Genomic DNA, 18,917 nt, shown 5'->3' on the forward strand with positions numbered 1-18,917 from the left:
TCAATGCTCCTCTGTTGGCTGGGCATCGGTTTCGCCATCGCCCGTAAGCGCCTTGTCCGTGCCCTCGACCTTCTCGGGCTTGGGGCGGGTCATCTTGCCGGGCGTTCCGATCACCTTTGCGATATAGGGCGCGGGCGCAAAGAGCTGGGCAGAGGTGCGATCCATGTAGTCATATATCTTACCCGCAAAGACCGTGTGCAGTGCAAGCAATCCCAGCAGGCCGCCGACCGCGACATAGGACAGCCCGGCAGGGCGCGGTGTGACCTCGGCCTCCTCGGGGCGTTCGATGCCCTCGGCCTTCCAGAAGATGACGCTGCCGGCACGCGAGAAGCCGACGAGGCTGACCAAGCTGACGCTGAGGACAACCGCCCAGATCCAGATCACGTGCTCCGTGCCATAGGCGGCATCGAGGATCAGCAGTTTGCCGACAAATCCCGAAAGCGGCGGCAGACCCACCATCGCGATGGCCGCGACAAAGAACGCCGCCGCCGTCAGCGCCGCGCCGGCCACAGGGGGCTGGGCGCGCAGTTCCAGATCGGCCCGCCCTGCCCGCACCAGATCAGCGATCAGGAACAACGCCCCCGCCGCCAGTGTCGAATGCACGATGTAATAGAGCGCCGCCGCGATCGCGACCTGTGTAAACAGCGAGATCGCGACCATCACCATCCCCATGGAGCCGATGACCGAGAAGGCGACAAGCCGGTCAAGCTTGCGCGCGGCCAGCACGCCAACCATCCCGATGGTCAGCGACACCAGCGCCGCAGGCAACAGCAACGCCCCGTGCAGATCCGCCGTCACAGACAGATCGGGCGGGAAGACGATGGTGAATACGCGGATGATGGCGTAGGCCCCGACCTTTGTCATGATCGCGAATAGCGCCGCCACCGGCCCCGGGGCCTCGGCATAGCTGGAGGGCAGCCAGAAATGGAGCGGCACCACAGCCGCCTTGATCGCGAACACCAATAACAGCAACACGGCGGCAATCCGGATGCCCGCGGTTGCATCCGCACCGATCATCTGCGCGCGTCCAGCCAGATCAGCCATGTTGAGCGTGCCCGTCTCGGCGTAGATCGAGCCGAGCGCGAACAGGAACAGGGTCGAGCCGAGCAGGTTGAAGAGCACATATTGCACGCCCGCCCGCAGCCGCACATTGCCACCCGCATGGATCATCAGACCGTAAGACGCGATCAGCAGCACCTCGAAAAACACGAAGAGGTTGAAGAGGTCGCCCGTCAAGAACGCGCCCATGATCCCCATGAGCTGGAACTGGTAGAGCGCATGGAAATGGCGCCCACGCTCATCCCAGCCGGAGCCGATGGCATATAGCAGCACGAAGAGCGACAGCACCGCCGTCAGCAGCACCATCAGCGTCGAAAGCCTGTCGCCTACCAGCACGATGCCGAAAGGCGCGGCCCAATCGCTCAACTGGTAGAGCGTGATCGTTCCATCGGAGGCCTGCCAGGCCAGCCCGGCAGCGATCGCGACCAGCGCCAACCCGCCTGCGACCGACACGGCCCGCTGGATACCGATGTGATAGCGTGCGGCCAGAACGATGAACGGCGCCAGGAACGCGGGCAGCACGATGGGCAGGATGATCCAGTGGCTCATGCCTGATCCTCCTGTGGCTGCGCCTGGGGCGTGTCATCCTCGGCCGGGTCATCCACATGATCGTCATCCGACCCCAGATAGGCCCCCAGCGCGATCATCACGATGACCGCCGTCATCCCGAAGGAGATCACGATCGCGGTCAGCACCAGAGCCTGCGGCAGAGGGTCGGTATAGGTTTCGACACCGTTTTGCAGGATCGGCGGCGCGCCAATCGTCAGCCGCCCCGACGCGAAGAGAAACACGTTCACCGCATAGGTCAGAAGTGACATGCCCATGATCACCGGGAACGTGCGCAGGCGCAGCACCAGGTAAAGCCCGGTCGCGGTAAGCACACCAACGGCGGAGGCAACGAGAAATTCCATGCTACACCTCCTTCCCGGCGTCTGAAGCCGCTGTCGCTTCTGGCGGCTGGTCATCACGGGAGGGGTCGATATCCATCGCGTGCTCGCTTTCGGTCATGTGCGCGCGGCGCGCCAGCCGCGAGAAGCTTTCGAGTGACAGCATCACCGCGCCGACAACCCCAAGGAATACGCCCAGGTCAAACAGCGCCGCCGTGGCCAGCTCGAACTTGTGAAAGGGCGGGATGCGCACATAGCCGAAATCCGATGTCAGGAACGGTTTGCTCACGAACCACGACCCGATCCCGGTCAACCCGGCGATCAGGACACCGGACCCGATAATGCCATGATAGGGATAGCGCTGCCGCGCCGAGGCCCAGTTGTAGCCACTGGCCATGTACTGCATCACCACGGCGATCGACACCACAAGCCCGGCGATGAAACCGCCGCCCGGCTCGTTATGGCCGCGCAGGAAGATATAGAAACCGACCATCAAAGCCACGGGCATGATCACCCGTGTCAGCACCACCATCATCGTCGGATGCATGTCGCCAGACCGCGGCTGGTCGGGCTTGCGATTCAGCAGGCGGGCACGCACCGGGCTACTCAGCAGCGTCTCGGTCAGCGCGTAGATCAGCAATGCCGCGATCCCCAGCACGATGACCTCTCCGTAGGTGTCAAAACCCCGGAAATCCACGAGGATCACGTTGACCACATTGCTGCCGCCGCCGCCCTTGTAGGAGTTGGCGAGGTGAAACTCTGAAATCGGCGTCGCGACCGCTTCGCGCAGCAAAAAGAAGTAGCTCAGCCCCATCGCGCCGACACCGCCCGCCAGGGCGATGATGCCGTCGCGGGTGCGGCGCAGCACGCTGCTCTCGATCGGCGTGCGGTTGGGCAGGAAATTGAGCGCCAGCAACAGCAGGATGATCGTCACCACCTCGACCGTGATCTGGGTCATCGCAAGGTCGGGTGCGCTGAGGAACACGAAGCCGATGGAGACCATCAACCCGACGATGGCGATCAGGATCAGGGACAGCAGACGGTTGCGGTGCAAGAGTACCATTCCCACCGCCGCCGCCACCAGCATCAGCCAGCCGATGATCGGCACGGCGCCGGGCATCTGCACTGCGCGTGTGGGTGGCGTCGATGTCCCGGTTGCCCAAGCGTAGTATCCCGCCGCCAGCACCGTCAGTGCCATGATCGCACCATAGCGGGTAAACGCCCCGTCATGCAGGGGCTGGATCGCCGCGCGCGCCAGCGCCACGGAAGCCCCGATGATGCGGTCGAAAATATCCTTCGCTTCGGGGCGTGGGGCGGCATCCCAAGCCCGCAGGAGCGGCGTGAACAGCGCCATAACGACCAGGCCGCCCACGACTGCCACGATCGACATGTAAAGCGGCGTCCCCAGACCGTGCCAGATCTTCAGATGTGCCTCGGGCAGCGCCGCGGCGTCGCCCAGAACCGCGGAAGTCACCAGCTTGATGAACGGCTCGGCCAGAAATGGGGCAACGCCGATGGCGACGACCAGCACCACCAGAATCGCGGGCGGCAGCCACATGCCGGACCCCGGATCATGCGGAGGCGACGGGTAATCATCGCGCTTTGGCCCCAGAAAGGTATGACCGATGAGGCGAAAGCAGTAGGCGGCAGACAGCAGCGAGCCGACAGTTGCCAGAACCGGCACCAGCCAGGGCGTGCCGTAAAGCGTGGTGTGCAGCGTCTCTTCGAGCATCATTTCCTTGCTCAGAAAGCCGTTGAGCAGCGGAATACCCGCCATCGACAGCGCCGCCAGCGTGGCAATCACGAAAGTAATGGGCATCAGATACCGCAGCCCGCCAAGGCGGCGGATGTCGCGCGTGTGCGTCTCGTGATCGACGATCCCGGCAACCATGAAGAGCGCACATTTGAACGTGGCGTGGTTGAGGATGTGAAACACCGCCGCCATCGCGCCAAATGCCGTGCCCGTGCCCAGCAGCATGGTGATGAGCCCCAGATGCGACACGGTGGAAAAGGCCAGAAGCGCTTTGAGGTCGTGTTTGAAGAGCGCGATCAGCGCGCCCAGCACCATGGTGATCAGCCCGGCGGTGGTAACGATCATCACCCATTCGGGTGTGCCCGACAGCACCGGCCACATGCGCGCCATCAGGAAAATCCCGGCTTTCACCATCGTGGCAGAGTGCAGATATGCGCTGACCGGCGTCGGTGCTGCCATCGCGTGTGGCAGCCAGAAATGGAACGGAAACTGCGCTGATTTGGTGAAACAGCCCATCAGGATCAGCAAGAGCGCCGGGACATAAAGCGGATCGGCCTGAATCAGATCGCGGTTTTGCAGGATCACGCTCAGGTCATAGCTGCCGACGATCTGGCCCAGAATCAGCATACCCCCTATCATCGACATGCCGCCCATGCCGGTAACCACCAGCGCCATACGTGCGCCCTGCCGCCCCTCTGGCAGGTGTTTCCAGTACCCGATCAGCAGGAAGGACGAAAGCGAGGTCAATTCCCAGAAAATCAGCAGTAACAGGATGTTATCGCTCAGCACGATCCCCACCATCGCGCCCTGAAAGAGCAGCAGATAGGTAAAGAATTCGCCCATGTTGTCTTCGCGTGCGAGGTAGAAACGGGCATATGCGATGATCAGCATACCGATACCAAGTATCAAGAACGCAAAGAAAAACCCGAGCGCGTCCAGCATCAGGGTGAAATTGAGCCCCAGATGCGGCAGCCAGTCGAAACGCGCGGTGATCACCTCACCGGCAAAGACAGCCGGGATGTGCGACATCAGCCCGACAAAGGCCAGCAGCGACACCATGAATGTCACGCCAGCGCAGGCTTGTCTGCCCGCCGAATTCATCAATCCCGGAAGAAGAGCGCCGAGAAAGGGAAATGCGACGATGAGCAATAGAGACAATACGATCACCTGATCTTTGGGTCGGAAGGTTCAACGGTTTGTCTTCCAAACTGGAGGCAGGCTCAAGTGAAACCGAAAGAAAATGTCACAATACTGTCCGAATAGCTTACTTTTCTCGAATCCCGTTGTGCCGCCGCAGGCAACCGCCTGCGCCGGGCATCATGCGAAATCTGGCCCTGTGCGACCGGCTCGGTTTGAGCTGGCCGCCGGGATGCGGACAATTCAGAACCTTGCGGGCGACAATGCGCGCAGCAGCGCGTCAGGCACGACGGCCTTGTTGCGCAGCGCCCCGGCGACAATCTGCGACAGCGCGGGGGCGGTTTGCACCCCGTAGCCACCCTGCCCCGCCAGCCAGAAAAAATTGTCGGCCTGGGTGTCGAACCCGACCACGGGCGTAGCGTCCGGCGCAAAGGTGCGCAGCCCTGCCCATGATCGTTCAACCCGCGTCACAGGGACCGTGACAGCGCATTCATAGCGATGCAGCCCCTCGGCCAGCACCATGTCGTCAGGCCAGGCATCATGCGGCTCTATCGGGTCGGCATCGGCCGGGCTGACCATCAGGCGGCCCGCGTCAGGTTTGGCGTACCAGGTTTCCCCAATCGATCCAAAAAGCGGCCAACGCTCGGTATCATAGCCGTCCGGTGCGGGCAGAAGAGCGGCGGAGCGTCGCTTGGGTGTCAGTGTAATCGGGGCGGCCCCGGCCATCTGCCCCACCTGCCCGGCCCAGGCCCCGGCGGCGTTGATCACGATCGGTGCGCTGTGCACATTGCCGCCCGCCGTCACCTGCCAGACGCCCTGCGCGTGCGTCACGGCTGTCACCGGCGCACTGGTCACGACCCGCCCGCCACGCCCGCGCAAAAGCCGCAGATACCCCTGCAGCATGCGATCCACGTCAATGTCTTGCGCGTCGTTTTCGTAGGTTGCAGCGGCGATCGGCTCTTGCAGCAGGATCGGTACCATCGCGACGGCCTCTGCCGCACTCAACAGGTCCAGCCCTTCGGCGCCGGTGGTATATTCTTTCAGCGTGGTCATCTCGGCCTCGGTCGCCAACAGCAACTCGCCGCGCGGCGACAGCAGTGACCTATCGGCGATCCCTTCGGGGTTCTCAAAGACCGGGGCAGCCAGCGCGTTCAGCGCGCGCAAGGTCGCGTTGCCGTAGTTGCGGATGAAAATCGCGGCCGAGCGCCCGGTGGAATGGTAGCCTAGGTGCGGTTCTGCTTCGAGCAGCAGCACCGATGCGTCTGCGGCGATCTCGGCCCCCGCACTGACCCCGGCGATTCCGCCGCCGATCACGATGACATCTGCCGTACTCATGCTGCACCAAACCCTTCCAGCACCTGTGTCAGGTTCGCACCTAACGTGTCCGATATATAACCGCCCTCCTGAACGAAGAGCACCGGCAAGCCGATCTGCGCAAAGGCCGTCCCGATCCGGGCAAAGCCGTCTTGCGTCACTGCAAACCCCTGAAACGGGTCGTCGATGGATGCATCAAGGCCCAGCGCCACCACGATCACATCGCTGCCAAAGCTGTCTGCGCGCTCCAGCGCGGTGTCCAGAGCCTTGAGAAACGCCGCGTCGTCGGTCCCGCGTGGCAGCGGCAGGTTGAGATTGGCGCCCACCCCGTCACCTTCACCGCGTTCCTGCGCATGCCCCCAGAAGAACGGGTAGAACCGCGCCGGGTCGGCATGGATCGACACGGTCAGAACGTCGCCGCGCCGGTAGAAAATGCCCTGCGTGCCATTGCCGTGATGCACGTCCACATCAACAATCGCGGGGCGCAACCCAGCGGCGCGCAGCCGCTCTGCCGCGATGGCAGCATTGTTCAGGAAACAGAATCCGCCCGCCAGATCGGCAAAGGCGTGATGCCCGGGCGGGCGTGACAGAACGTAGGCCGCGCGCGCCCCTTCGGCGATGAAATCGGCCCCCGCGACCGCGCTTTGCGCCGACCAATAGGCGGCCTCCCAAGTCCCGGCCGCGATGGGACAAGCGGTATCGGCCTGGTGCCAGCCCGCCTGCCCGACAGCGGATTTGGGGTAGCCGTCAGTGCGGTTTGCCGGATGGATGCCGGGGATCACTTCGGGGCCTGCCCCCTCGATCCGCTGCCATCTCTTGTAGATGTTGCGCAGGAAGGTCAGGTATTCTGCCGTGTGAATCGCCGCGATCGGGCCCAGCCCCGCATCCTCTGGCGGCGCAAACTTGCAACCCGCAGCCTCTGCCGCCGCGTGCAGGATCTCGATCCGGCGCGGCTGTTCGGGATTGGGCAAAAACGCGCCATTGGCCATGAAGCTCTTCGGATCATGCGCCCATTGCCGGTCGTCAAAGAATGCTTTCATGCGTCCCCGCCCAGTGCCGCACATCCGGCCTCGTCCAGATACATTTCGGTGCTCCCATGTGCCGGCTGGAACCCAAGCCGGTCATAAAATCGTCTCGCCGCGGGGCTGGTATCGTAAACCGTCAGTTTCATCCAGCGCGCATTCCACATCTGCGCGGCGTCGCGCATCACTTCGCGCAGCATTTTCCGCCCCAGCCCGGAGCCGCGCTGCGTGGCCGCGATCCACAGGTCGGCCACATAGACCACGACACAGCCGCGCGCGGTGGAATAGACCGGGGAATAGAGCACGGCACCAACAAGCGCGCCCTCCGCCTCGGCCAGTTGCGCGCGAAAGACGGGCTGCCCCCCCCAACCCGCCTCGACAAGATCGGCCCCCGTGGCGCGGTGTTCGTCGCCGATATCCGCCGAAAGCGCCGCCAGCGCGATGTTGAGTTGCCCGGCATCGCGGCGCTCCGCGATCCTGAAGTGAACCTTTGTCATATTGCCGTCTTGTCCGCCCCTTTCAGCCCCAGCATCGCCCGTGCCTCGGCGGGCGTTGCCGGGCGGCGGCCCGTCTCTTCGACAAGGCCGCGCACCTTCTCTACCAGTTCCGCATTCGAGCGCGCCAACTGGCCCTTGGCGATGCTCAGATTGTCCTCCAGCCCGACGCGCACATGCCCGCCCATCTCGGCCGCCATTTGCGCCATCGGCATCTGGTGACGCCCCGCCGCCAGAACCGAGAACATGTAGTCCTCTCCCAACAGCTTGTCAGCCATGAGTTTCATGTGTCGCAGGTTGTCGGGATCAGCCCCGATTCCGCCCAGAACGCCGAAGACGAATTGCAGGAATACAGGCCCCTGCACCAGACCTCGATCCATGAAGTGGCGCAACATATGCAGGTGGCTGACATCGTAGCATTCGAATTCAAACCGCGCGCCACGCGCCTGACCAAGATCGGTCAGGATGCGGGTGATGTCGCGCGGCGTGTTCTTGAACACCAGATCGTCAGAATTTTCCAGAAACGGCTTTTCCCAGTCAAACAGCCAGTCACCCCGGCGCGCCGCCATCGGATAGAGCGCGAAATTCATGCTGCCCATGTTCAGGCTGCACATCTCGGGGGCCGCCATCAGAGGGGCGGCGAGCCGGTCATCAAGGCTCATCACGGCGCTGCCGCCAGTGGTCATGTTGATCACGGCATCGGTGCCCGCCTTGATGCGGGGCAAAAACCCGCGCCAGTGGGCCGGGTCGGCCGAAGGGCGGCCATTTTCGGGATCGCGGGCATGCAGGTGCAGGATCGCAGCCCCCGCCTCGGCCGCGCCGATCGCCTGCTCTGCGATCTGGTCGGCAGTGTAGGGCAGATAGGGCGACATTGACGGCGTATGAATAGAGCCGGTGATGGCACAGGTGATAATCGCTTCGGACATTTTTAGCCTGGTTCCTTCGATGCGGGCAGTTCCGCCATGTATTGCGCCAGTGACTGATCAAGGATTTCGATGATTTCGTCCAGATGCGTATCCGTCACCGTCAGCGGCGGGCAGACCAGAACATGATCGCCCTCCAGCCCGTCGCGCGTGCGCCGCGAATAGACGATCAGGCCGTTATCATAGGCGATCTCGACAAAGCGCAGATAGGCGTCGCACTCTTTCGGCAGCGGCTGTTTCGTGGCGCGGTCGGCCATGAATTCGAACGCCAGCAACAGGCCCTTGCCGCGCACGTCGCCGATGATCTCGTACCGGTCCATCAGCCCGTCGAGCCGTGTGCGCAGCCTGTTTCCCATTCGCGCGGCGTTCTCGACCAGGCCCTGCCTGTCGATTTCCTCGAGCACCGCGTGCCCGGCAGCACAGGCCAGCGGATTGCCCGCATAGGTAAACCCATGCGCAAAGCCACCCGCATCAAGAACCGGCTCGACAACCGCATCGCTGGCGACAATCGCCCCCAGCGGCGCATACCCGGCGGCAAAGCCTTTGGACAGAACAACGATATCGGGCACGATCCCCCAGTGATCCGCCCCCAGAAAGGCTCCGGTGCGCCCCGCTCCGGTCATCACCTCGTCCATGATCAGCAGGATGTCGTGCCGGTCGCAGATCTGCCGGATGCGTTGCATGTAGCCTTCAGGCGGCACCAGTGCGCCGGTCGACGCGCCGCCGACGGGTTCGAGCAGAAAGGCCAGAACGCTGTCTGCGCCCTCGCGCGCGATGCAATCCTCCAGCATGTTTGCATAGTGATCGCCGGTGGCCGGATCTTCCGCGTCCAGCCCGTCGAGATAGGCGCGCGGTGCCGGAATTTTCGGCATCTCGCGCATCATCGGCGCAAAGGGTTGCGTAAGCGCCGTGTAGCCCGTCACGGCCAGCGCACCCAATGTGCAACCGTGATAGGACGGGCTGCGCGAAATCACCTTCCAGCGGTCGCCCCTGCCAGTTGCAATGGCGTGCTGGCGCGCCAGTTTCATCGCGCTTTCGATTGCTTCCGATCCACCCGAGACAAAGAACACCTTGTTCAGGCCCGCCGGGGTCTTTTCCACCGTCTTGGACGCAAGCCGCTCTGACGCTTCGGTTTCGAAATGCAAGCGGTAGCCGAATGTCGCCTTGTCCATCTGGCGGCGCATCGCCTCCAGCACGGCCTCGTTTGAATGGCCGATATTGCAGACCATCGCGCCGCTGGAGCCGTCGAGATAGCGCTTGCCGCCCTCGTCCCACATATAGACGCCACGCGCCTGTGCGAGCATCGGCTTGCGGTTGCGCCCCTGATAAAAGAGATGGCTCATCGGCCCGCCAGCGCCGAGCCGTCGCGCGGCCGGAACGCCACCGTTACCGCGCTGCCCTTGGAAAACGGGTAGCCGTCGATCATGTTGATCGCCTGTAACTGAGTGTCACCGACCCGGACGAAGTAGCGCACGGTCTGGCCCTGGTAATCCACCGTCTCTACCGTTGCGGGGGCGGTGATCATGCCCTCGGGTGTGGCGCCTGCCTTCATCACCTGCAGTTTTTCGGCGCGCAGCACCAGCTTGGCCGGGCCGGCGCCTGCGACGCGCATGGATTTTTCGACCGGCAAGGGCACCTTGCCAAAGAGTGCGGTCTGCAATACCGCGCCGCTCGGTCCGGCCTCAAGACATTCGGCCGGGAACACGTTGGATGCACCGAGGAAATTGGCGACAAATTCGCTGGCCGGGTTGTTGTACACCTCTTGCGGTGCGCCGACTTGTTCGATGCGTCCGGCGCTCATCACCACGATCTGGTCAGACATCGCCAGCGCCTCTGACTGATCATGGGTAACAAAGACCGTGGTGACGCCGATCTGGTCCTGAATGCGCTTCAGCTCAACCCGCATGTCCTCTCGCAGGTTCGCATCCAGCGCCGACAGCGGCTCGTCCAGCAGTAGTACGTCCGGTTCGATCACGATGGCGCGGGCCAGCGCGATGCGCTGTTGCTGCCCGCCTGACAGTTCCTTGGGGTAGCGGTGGCCAACATCAGGCAGTTGCACCAGATCAAGCGCCGCCTGCACCTTGCCCGGTATGTCACCGCTGGGCACATCGCGATATTTCAGGCCGAAGGCGATGTTCTCCGCCACCGTCTTGTGCGGGAAAAGAGCGTAGTTCTGGAACACGATCCCGAGGTTGCGCTTGTGGATCGGCACATCATTGACGCGCCGCCCGCCGATCAGGATCTCGCCTTCTGTCGGATCAAGCAGCCCCGCGATCATCCGCAGGTTCGTCGTCTTGCCGCAGCCCGACGGGCCCAGGAGCGTCAGGAACGCCCCTTCGGGAATTTCCAGATCCGTCCGGTGCACGGCGGTAAAGCTGCCGAAGCGTTTGACGATATTGTTCAGGGTGACAGAGCTCATGTCGGGCATGTCCTCGGGCGGGTAAAATGGCGCGCGCCCCGAAAAGTCAGGGGCGCGCGGTTAATTGGCTCAGTAGCCTTTTTGCACGCGACCGAAGGTTTTCGACCATTCTGCCTCGTGGCCATTCCAGTAGGCCGGATCGGCAAACGTCAGGTTTTCAAGCGTGCCGTTGGGGTCAAACGCGGGCAGAGTCGGGATCTTGGTCCCCAGATCGACTTTCTGCGGATCAAGCGCCGGCGGATAGTTCTGCCCTTCGGCCACGGCGATCGAGGTTTCGGGCGCCAGCATGAAGTTCAGCAATTCCTCGCAGGCCTCCATCGGGCTGCCCTTCATCACATACATGCATTCCTGCCAGCCAAATCCGTTGGGCGGATCCATGTAGCCGATATCGTGCCCCTGCTCTTGCAGTGCAAAGATGCGTCCCGACCAGCCTTCGGTCACATAGACCTCCTCTTCGGCAAGCAGGCTCATCAGTTCGGCACCCGAACCCCAGTATTTCAGGCTGAGATCACGATGCTGGCGCACGGCGTCCCATGCAGCCTCGACGTCCTGAATGTCGTTCGGCGACTGGCCGGTTTGCAGGGCCGCGTACCACATGCGGGTGCGCCAGTCGGACCAGCCGGCGATCTTGCCCTTGCGGCTTTCGTCCAGCAGGATCTTGGCGCCCTTCTCTTGCATCTCGTCGTCCGAGATATGCTTGCGGTTATAGGCGATGCCGGTGGTGCCGTAGTCGTAGGGCACACAGGACAGCGTGCCGCCCGATACCTTGCGGAATACGTCGATCAGCTTGGGGATGACATATTCCAGGTTCGGTATGTTGGCCTCGTTCAGCTCGGAACTGAGACCGAGGTTGTGATAGCGCGCATAGTCGAACACGCCCGACAGGTGGGCGATGTTGTATTCGCCCGGCTGGCTGGCCTTGACGCGGCTAAGGTATTCGTCGCCGCCCCCGAAAGTGCCATCGACCACCTTGATCCCGGTCTCGGCGGTAAAGGGATCAAATGCGTTTTCGCGCAATGCTTCGGAGACCACCCCGCCCCAGCCGTCGAAACGCACCTCTTTCACGTCCTGCGCGAAGGCGCGGTAGGGTGTCACCACGCCGTAGGCGGCGCCGGCGGCCCCCAGCAGCCCCAGAAAGCTGCGGCGGCTGAGATCGCCATTCATGTACCGCTCGCGCAGCCGTTCATAGCGTGTTGTGTTATCAATCTTTTTCATGTTTCTCTCCTCTGTTGGATAGCGGTTGGTTCAGCGGGATTCAGAGCCCGCTTTTCTTGGAAATTTGCCGGGCAATCGCCGCGCCAAGCAGCGGCAGCCCGACGGTCATCACGATCATCACGGTGCCCAGGGCGTTGATCTCGGGGCTGATCGAATTGCGCAGCATCGCGAAAATCTGGGTCGGCACGGTCTCGACCCCGCCCGGCTTCCAGAACAGGGTGCCGGTGATGTCATCGAAACTGATGGTAAAGGCGAAAAGCGCCCCGGCCAGCACCGCGGGCAGCATCAAGGGCAGCGTGATCTGGAAAAACGTCTGCACCGGCGAGGCGCCGAGGCTCATCGCCGCCTCTTCGACATCGCGGCGGATCGAGATCAGCCGCGCCTGCACCACAAGGATGACGAAGGGCAGCGTAAAGATCACGTGTCCGAAGAGCAGCAGCGTGAAGCTCTTGTTCACGCCGAGAAAGTTCAGAAACAGCAGCAGCGCCACGGCAAGCACGACTTCGGGCACCAGGATGGGCGCGATCAGGATCGTCGAGATCATGTTCGCCCCCGGCACCCGGTAACGCACCAGGGCAAGGCTGGCCAACACGCCGAGCGTGGTCGAGATGGCGGCTGTCAACAGTCCCAGAATGACCGACGTCCGAAAGGCGCGCAGGATCGCTTCGTTTTCCCATAGCTCGATGAACCAGCGAAAGGAAAACCCGGTCATCGGAAAGCTGCCGAACTGGCTCGCATTGAAGCTGAGCAGCACTACCACCATCACCGGCAGGAACATGAAGATATAGACCAGCACCGCGTAGCCGCGGATCACCTGCCAGCCAAGTGAGGTGGCGCGTTCAGCCATCAGCCCAGCCCCTTCATCAGTTGTGCCATGCCCAGATAGCGGTTGTAGATCATCACCAGTGCGCCCAGCACCGCCAGCAGCATCAGCGACAGCGCGCTGCCCAACGGCCAGTTCAGCTGCGTGATGATCGCCTCGAACACCAGGTTGGCGAACATCGCGTCAGACGTGCCGCCCAGCACCAGCGGTGTGATATAGGTGCCCGCCCCCAGCACGAAACACAGCAACCCGCCCGCGGCCAGACCCGGGAGCGACAGTGGCAGCGTCACCTGCAGGAAGGACTGCCAGCGCGTCGCGCCCAGAGAATTGGCCGCGTCCTCCAGTGTTTCATCAATGCCGTCGAGGCTGACAAATACGTTCAGCACCATGAAGGGCAGCAGGAAATGCACCAGGCCCAGGATCACGGTGGCCTCGTTGTAGAGCATCTGCATCGGCTCGTTGATGATCCCGACCCACAGCAGGAAGGTATTCAGCGCCCCCGACACGCCGAGGATGTTGATCCAGCTCATCGTGCGGATGATGTAGCTGATCCAGAACGGCAGCATCAGCAACAGCAGCAGCACCGGCTTGTTGCCCTTGGACCGTGCGATGAAATAGGCCGCCGGATAGCCCAGCACGGCACAGACGACCGTGGTGATGGCGGCGACCTTGAGCGTGTGCAGCAGGATATCGCGGTAGAACGCGTCCGTCAGCGCCTCGCGCCAATTGTCGAGATAGAACCCGACCTCGTCCGCGCCCGTCGCGGTGCGCAACCAGAAACTGTAGACGAGGATGAACAACAGCGGAATGAACAGCAGAAGTGTGATCGCCGTCAGGGCGGGCGACAACAATATCCACGGCTGGCGCTTTTCGCGCGCTTCGACCGACATATGGATGCTCTCCCCGGATTCTTCTTGCGCAAAGGATGCGGAGCCGCCATGCATTGTGCAAATAGATAATTAGAATTCCGGGTATTGATGATGGCGATAGTTGATCCAGATGACCTTCATTACAGCCCCCAGCGCATCGCAAGAGAGCTGGACTGGAACCTGTTGCGCACCTTCGTCGTACTGGCGGAGGCCAAGTCTATCACCCACGCATCAGAGCGGCTGCGCCTGAAACAGCCATCTGTCTCCACCGCCTTGAAAAGGCTGGAAGATCGCATTGGGCGCAAGCTGATCGACCGCCGCCCCGGCCACTATTCCCTGACCGATGCGGGACATCTGCTCTACCGCGAGGCGCTGGATATCAACGGGTCGATCCTGCGCCTGTCCACGCTTCTGCGCGAGATGACGGACGAGGTGCGCGGCCATGTGACCATCGCAGTGGCGAGCCATGTCATCTGTCCTTTTTTCGATCAGACCCTTGCCGAATGGCATCGTGCGCATCCCCGAACGACGCTGACGGTCGATGTTCTGTCCAGTATCGACGCGATCGGAGAGGTGCAGGCGAAACGCGCATCATTCGCGATCTGCCTCGTGCGCGACCGCATTGCCCGGTTGGAATACCGGCGTCTCTACCGCGAGTTTTTCGGCCTCTACTGCGGGCCGGGCCACGCGCTCTTCGGGCGCACGTCGCTGACGCCCGCCGATCTGGTCGGCTGCAGCGCCGTCAGCTTTGACACCGACCGCTTGCAGGATGTGCTGAGCCCGGTGACGTTGATGCGGGCGCAATCGAGCATGAGCGAGAAGATCGTCGGCACCTCCAGCAACCTTGAAGAGGTGCGGCGCATGATCATGGCAGGGATCGGCATCGGCCCGCTGCCGGTGCACGTGGCGGCGCGCGATGTGGCCGACGGCGCCCTGTGGCAGGTGCCTCCGTATGACGACGTGCCCGCCATCGACGTGCATCTGGTCTGGAACCCGCATGCGATCATGAACCGCGCCGAGGAAATCCTGCTGACCATGCTGCGCGACAAGATCGACAGCACGCCGATTGCCGACCGAACCTATCGGTAACGGGCGCGGCGCCGTATGCGCGACCAAGCCCCGAGAAATGTCCGCTCCGAGCCCCAGGAGACGGCTGCAACGTTCTTTCGGATCGAGCAAAGCCGCCAGAAACAGTTATTTTTGAGTCAAAGCCAATTTTGCGGCCAACGAAACGAAAACGAGACCCGACACTCGATTGATCCAGATCTGGGCCTTTGGCGAACTTTTCAGCCAGGCCCCAAGTGACCCCGCAGCGACAGCCACAAAGCCGAAAACACAAAGTGTTGCCAGCACCATCAATGCGCCCAGTTGATAAAACTGGCCAACGATTGGCCCGTTCTTCGCGTCTACAAACTGCGGAAGAAATGCAAGGAAGAAGATCGTGATCTTCGGATTGGTAATGTTCATGATCAGCCCCCGAAGGTAGAGCCTTGGAGCGGTTTCGGATGGTGTTGTCTCGCTGGAAAACTGGCTGGATGATGCGCGGAAGGACTTCCATGCCAGATAGAGGAGGTAGGCTGCGCCAACATATTTGAGGACTGAGAACGCGTATTGAGAGGTCTGAAAAATGACCGCCACGCCCAATGCGACAGCAGTGGTATGGAACAGCAGACCTGACGCCAGTCCCAACGTTACAATCAGGCCCGCGACCCTGCCATGTAGTGCAGATTGCGTCAGGACAAAGATGTTGTCGGGACCGGGAACCATTGCCAACGCGAATGCTGCGCCGATGAAAAGCAGGGCAATGTCAAAAGGGATCATTCTGGTGCAGCCTTCTGTGGAATATACCTTGTCGCGCCATGATGCGCTCGGGGTTAATACTTACGGGGGAGAATTGACAGAACATTTCAGAGCGCAGTTTTGTCCGCCTCGCGGGCATTCGAGGGGCTGGACGCACAGCGCCGTTCGCTCGTCTGTGGCAACACTTCCGGTAAGGGGCTTGGCATAGGCCCGTGCGCTCTCAATGGTGCGGGCGCTTCGCATATGATCCGTGCCCTGGAGCAAATGCGAAGCGCTTTAGATATCGAAACGGTCCCGCAACCGGTAGACCATCACGGATGGGGCCAGGAACCACGGATTGCCGGTATAGAAGGGCCGCGTCGGAAACGGGATCTTCCCGAAGGCCGTTTCGCCTGCCGGATCATCCGCCGCCTGCAGGCCGATCTTCATGCCCAAATAGCTGGCCATGCCCACGCCCGACCCGCAATAGCCCATCGCGTAGAACAGGCCATCATCCTGCCCGCAATGCATCAGCGTGTCGAAGGTGTAACCGACATAGCCCGACCACGAGTGGCTGATTTTCACGGCCTCCAGTTCGGGGAACAGCGCAACCATCATGGCCTTCAGACGCGGGCCGGTGACCACCGGGTTCATCTCTTTCAGCGAGACACGCCCCCCGAACAGGATGCGCTTGCGGTCGGGTGAAGGGCGGTAATAGACCACCAGCTTGCGGGTGTCCGACAGCACGCGGTTCGTGGGGACCAGCCGGTCCATCACCTCTTTTGGCAATTCCTCGGTCGCGATGATGTAGGACCCGATGGGAATGACCCGGCGCTGGTGCCACGGGGTCAACCCGCTGGAGTAGCCGTTGGTGGCGACGATCACCCGGCGCGCCATGACCACACCACGCGCGGTGCTCACCCGAAATCCGGGAGCCTGCCGGTCGATCCCGGTCACCCGGCAGTGCGAGATCATCTGCGCACCGGCGGCACGCACTACATCGCGAAGGCCCTTGTGGTAGAGCGCGGGATGCACGCTGGCGTGTTTGGGAAAGACGATACCGCCGTGATAGGCGTCGGTGCCCAGTTCTGCGTGCTGCTCGGCGCGCGGCACCAAGAAGGCTTCGGTGTCTATCCCGTCGCCGAGGGTGGCCACGTAAGAGGCCAGTTTGTCATATTGCCTGGCGGTGTGGGCGCCGTGGAACCGGCCCGGCACGTTCAGATGGCAATCGATACCTTCCTCGGTGATGAAGGATTGCAGATAGTCGAGCGAGCCTTGCGCATCGCGGATGATCCCGCGCGCCAGTTGCTCACCATATTTCCGCTTCAGCGCTGCAAAGTCCGGCTTGATCGAGGTCGAGACCTGCCCGCCATTGCGGCTGCTGGCGCCATATCCCAGCGCTTCGGCCTCCAGCACCAATGTGCTGCGCCCGGCCCGCGCGGTGCGCAGCGCCGCATGCAGCCCGGTATAGCCCGACCCGATGACCAAAACATCGACGGATCTGGGCAATTCCGCGTCCCGCGCATCCTCGGGCGGGGCGGCCTCCCACCAATAGGGCTGGTCCTTGAAATCATCCGTGAACATGGCGCGCCTCTGCATGGTTTCGTGCATCTTCAAGGATCATGTCCGCCCCCTTTTCGCCCACCATGATCGTGGGCGCGTTGGTGTTGCCGGAGGTGAGCGTCGGAAAGACCGATGCATCCACCACTCGCAGCCCCTGCAATCCGTAAACCCGCAGGCGGGCATCGACAACATCCACGCGCGGGTCCGGCCCCATCCGGCAGGTGCTGACAGGGTGAAAGACGGTGCCCGCCCGCGCGCGCACATCGGCGGCAAGCGCCTCGTCGCTTTCGACCTCCGGCCCCGGTGCGATCTCGGCCTCGATGATATCGGCCAACGCGGGGGCCGCGGCCAGCTTGCGGATAAAGCGCAGCCCCTCGACCTGTTCCTGCATGTCGAACTCGGTGCTGAGGTAGTTGGGGTGGATCGCAGGCGGCTTGAACGGATCGGGGGACGCGATCTCGATATGTCCGCGGCTCGTGGGCCGGGTCGGTTGCGTGCCGATCAGGAAGCCGGGAAAGGGATCGGGATTCATCAACGGCCGTTTGCCCGGTGGTGCCTTGGTGTAGCTGACCGGAGAGAAGAAAAGCTGCATGTTGGGCCGGGTCAGACCGGGGCGGGTGCGTACGAACCCGCCTCCCTGATTGACCCCCAGCGACAGCGGCCCGCCGCGCGTCAACACATAGCGTAGCCCCTGCCAGAGCTTGCCATGCCAGCTGTGCAACTGGTTGTTCAGTGTGGGTCGCTTGCTGCGATAAAGGAAATCCATGCCCAGATGGTCCTGCAGGTGCTGGCCGACGCCGGGCGTGTCCTGCACCACATCCAACCCGTGCTCGCGCAAGAGCGCCCCCGGCCCCACCCCTGACAGCTGCAACAGTTGTGGCGAGTTTACCGCCCCTGCCGACACGATCACCTCGCGGGCGGCCATCGCGCGGCGGGTCTTACCGTTCTGGCGGTACTCGACGCCTATGGCGCGGGTGCCCTCGAAGATGAGCCGCGTTGCCATCGCCCGCCGTTCTATCCGCAGGTTGGCCCGCCCGCGTGCTGGCCGGATATAGGCCCGCGCGGTGCTCATCCGCATCCCATCCTTGGCGGTGTTCTGGTAGGTGCCGATGCCTTCCTGCCGCGCGCCGTTGAAGTCGGGGTTGTGCGGCACCTGTATCTGCTCGCCCGCGCGGATGAACTCCTGACAGAGCGGGTGCAGATAGCGGTCCATCGTGGCCACATGCAACGGTCCCTCGCCGCCGCGCCACGTATCCGCGCCCCGGTCGTTGGTCTCGGATTTGCGGAAATAGGGCAGCACGTCATCCCAGCCCCAGCCGGGATTGCCCATCGCCTTCCAGTCCTCGAAATCCTCTGGCTGGCCCCGCACATAGACCATCGCGTTGATCGAACTGGAGCCGCCCATCACCTTGCCGCGCGGCCAATAGGACACGCGCCCGTTCAGCCCGGCATCGGGCTGGCTCTGGTACATCCAGTTGACCGACTTGCGATAGAAGGTCTTGCCGTAGCCAATCGGCATCCAGATCCACAAGCTGGCATCAGAGCCGCCCGCCTCCAGCAACAGCACGCGGTGCTTGCCGTCCGCGCTCAGCCGGTTGGCCAGCACACAGCCCGCCGACCCTGCGCCGACGATGACGAAATCATACTCTGCCATGCTGCG

At 62.7% G+C, this 18,917-nt stretch carries 16 protein-coding genes; 1 reads left to right on the plus strand and 15 read right to left on the minus strand.

What is annotated here, in order from left to right:
- The 12 genes from O3306_RS09105 to O3306_RS09160 form a co-directional block, all read right to left on the minus strand.
- The gene (locus tag O3306_RS09105) at positions 1-1,608 is read right to left on the minus strand and encodes a monovalent cation/H+ antiporter subunit D (RefSeq protein WP_272006014.1); all 1,608 of its coding nucleotides are present in this window, start codon (positions 1,606-1,608) and stop codon (positions 1-3) included.
- A complete protein-coding gene (locus O3306_RS09110; RefSeq protein WP_272006017.1) occupies positions 1,605-1,970 on the minus strand; it encodes a Na+/H+ antiporter subunit C in 366 nt (121 codons plus the stop codon). The genes O3306_RS09105 and O3306_RS09110 overlap by 4 nt, the downstream gene beginning before the upstream one ends.
- Position 1,971: 1 nt before the next feature.
- The gene (locus tag O3306_RS09115; RefSeq protein WP_272006019.1) at positions 1,972-4,857 is read right to left on the minus strand and encodes a monovalent cation/H+ antiporter subunit A; all 2,886 of its coding nucleotides are present in this window, start codon (positions 4,855-4,857) and stop codon (positions 1,972-1,974) included.
- A 222-nt stretch (positions 4,858-5,079) separates the two neighbouring features.
- Positions 5,080-6,171, minus strand: a complete 1,092-nt coding sequence (locus tag O3306_RS09120; protein WP_272006022.1) for an NAD(P)/FAD-dependent oxidoreductase — start codon at positions 6,169-6,171, stop codon at positions 5,080-5,082.
- Complete coding sequence (locus O3306_RS09125; RefSeq protein ID WP_272006025.1) at positions 6,168-7,190, minus strand: histone deacetylase family protein; 1,023 nt, start codon at positions 7,188-7,190, stop codon at positions 6,168-6,170. The genes O3306_RS09120 and O3306_RS09125 overlap by 4 nt, the downstream gene beginning before the upstream one ends.
- Entirely contained in the window at positions 7,187-7,669 is a 483-nt protein-coding gene (locus O3306_RS09130; protein ID WP_272006027.1) for a GNAT family N-acetyltransferase, read from the minus strand. The genes O3306_RS09125 and O3306_RS09130 overlap by 4 nt, the downstream gene beginning before the upstream one ends.
- Positions 7,666-8,592, minus strand: a complete 927-nt coding sequence (locus O3306_RS09135) for a 3-keto-5-aminohexanoate cleavage protein (RefSeq protein ID WP_272006029.1) — start codon at positions 8,590-8,592, stop codon at positions 7,666-7,668. Before O3306_RS09135 ends, O3306_RS09130 begins: the two co-directional genes overlap by 4 nt.
- Positions 8,593-8,594: 2 nt before the next feature.
- Positions 8,595-9,932: an aminotransferase family protein gene (locus tag O3306_RS09140; protein WP_272006031.1), complete on the minus strand. Its 1,338-nt coding sequence runs from the start codon at positions 9,930-9,932 to the stop codon at positions 8,595-8,597.
- Positions 9,929-11,008, minus strand: a complete 1,080-nt coding sequence (locus O3306_RS09145; RefSeq protein WP_272006033.1) for an ABC transporter ATP-binding protein — start codon at positions 11,006-11,008, stop codon at positions 9,929-9,931. Before O3306_RS09145 ends, O3306_RS09140 begins: the two co-directional genes overlap by 4 nt.
- A 69-nt stretch (positions 11,009-11,077) precedes the next feature.
- Entirely contained in the window at positions 11,078-12,214 is a 1,137-nt protein-coding gene (locus O3306_RS09150; RefSeq protein WP_334312347.1) for an extracellular solute-binding protein, read from the minus strand.
- Between the two features lie 49 nt (positions 12,215-12,263).
- A complete protein-coding gene (locus O3306_RS09155; RefSeq protein ID WP_272006037.1) occupies positions 12,264-13,070 on the minus strand; it encodes an ABC transporter permease in 807 nt (268 codons plus the stop codon).
- Positions 13,070-13,936: an ABC transporter permease gene (locus O3306_RS09160; RefSeq protein ID WP_272006039.1), complete on the minus strand. Its 867-nt coding sequence runs from the start codon at positions 13,934-13,936 to the stop codon at positions 13,070-13,072. The genes O3306_RS09155 and O3306_RS09160 overlap by 1 nt, the downstream gene beginning before the upstream one ends.
- A gap of 90 nt (positions 13,937-14,026) precedes the next feature.
- Here O3306_RS09160 and O3306_RS09165 point away from each other — a divergent pair, with 90 nt between their 5' ends.
- Positions 14,027-15,004, plus strand: a complete 978-nt coding sequence (locus tag O3306_RS09165; protein ID WP_442969989.1) for a LysR family transcriptional regulator — start codon at positions 14,027-14,029, stop codon at positions 15,002-15,004.
- A 105-nt stretch (positions 15,005-15,109) separates the two neighbouring features.
- On the opposite strand, the gene O3306_RS09170 is transcribed toward O3306_RS09165, so the two are convergent.
- The 3 genes from O3306_RS09170 to O3306_RS09180 form a co-directional block, all read right to left on the minus strand.
- Entirely contained in the window at positions 15,110-15,736 is a 627-nt protein-coding gene (locus O3306_RS09170) for a LysE family translocator (protein ID WP_272006043.1), read from the minus strand.
- A gap of 255 nt (positions 15,737-15,991) precedes the next feature.
- Positions 15,992-17,293, minus strand: coding sequence for an NAD(P)/FAD-dependent oxidoreductase (locus O3306_RS09175; RefSeq protein ID WP_272006045.1), 1,302 nt, complete (start codon positions 17,291-17,293; stop codon positions 15,992-15,994).
- Positions 17,265-18,911: a GMC family oxidoreductase gene (locus O3306_RS09180; RefSeq protein WP_272006047.1), complete on the minus strand. Its 1,647-nt coding sequence runs from the start codon at positions 18,909-18,911 to the stop codon at positions 17,265-17,267. The genes O3306_RS09175 and O3306_RS09180 overlap by 29 nt, the downstream gene beginning before the upstream one ends.
- Between the last annotated feature and the right edge of the window lie 6 nt (positions 18,912-18,917).

The organism is Roseovarius sp. ZX-A-9 (assembly GCF_028369135.1).
Classification (GTDB): domain Bacteria; phylum Pseudomonadota; class Alphaproteobacteria; order Rhodobacterales; family Rhodobacteraceae; genus Roseovarius.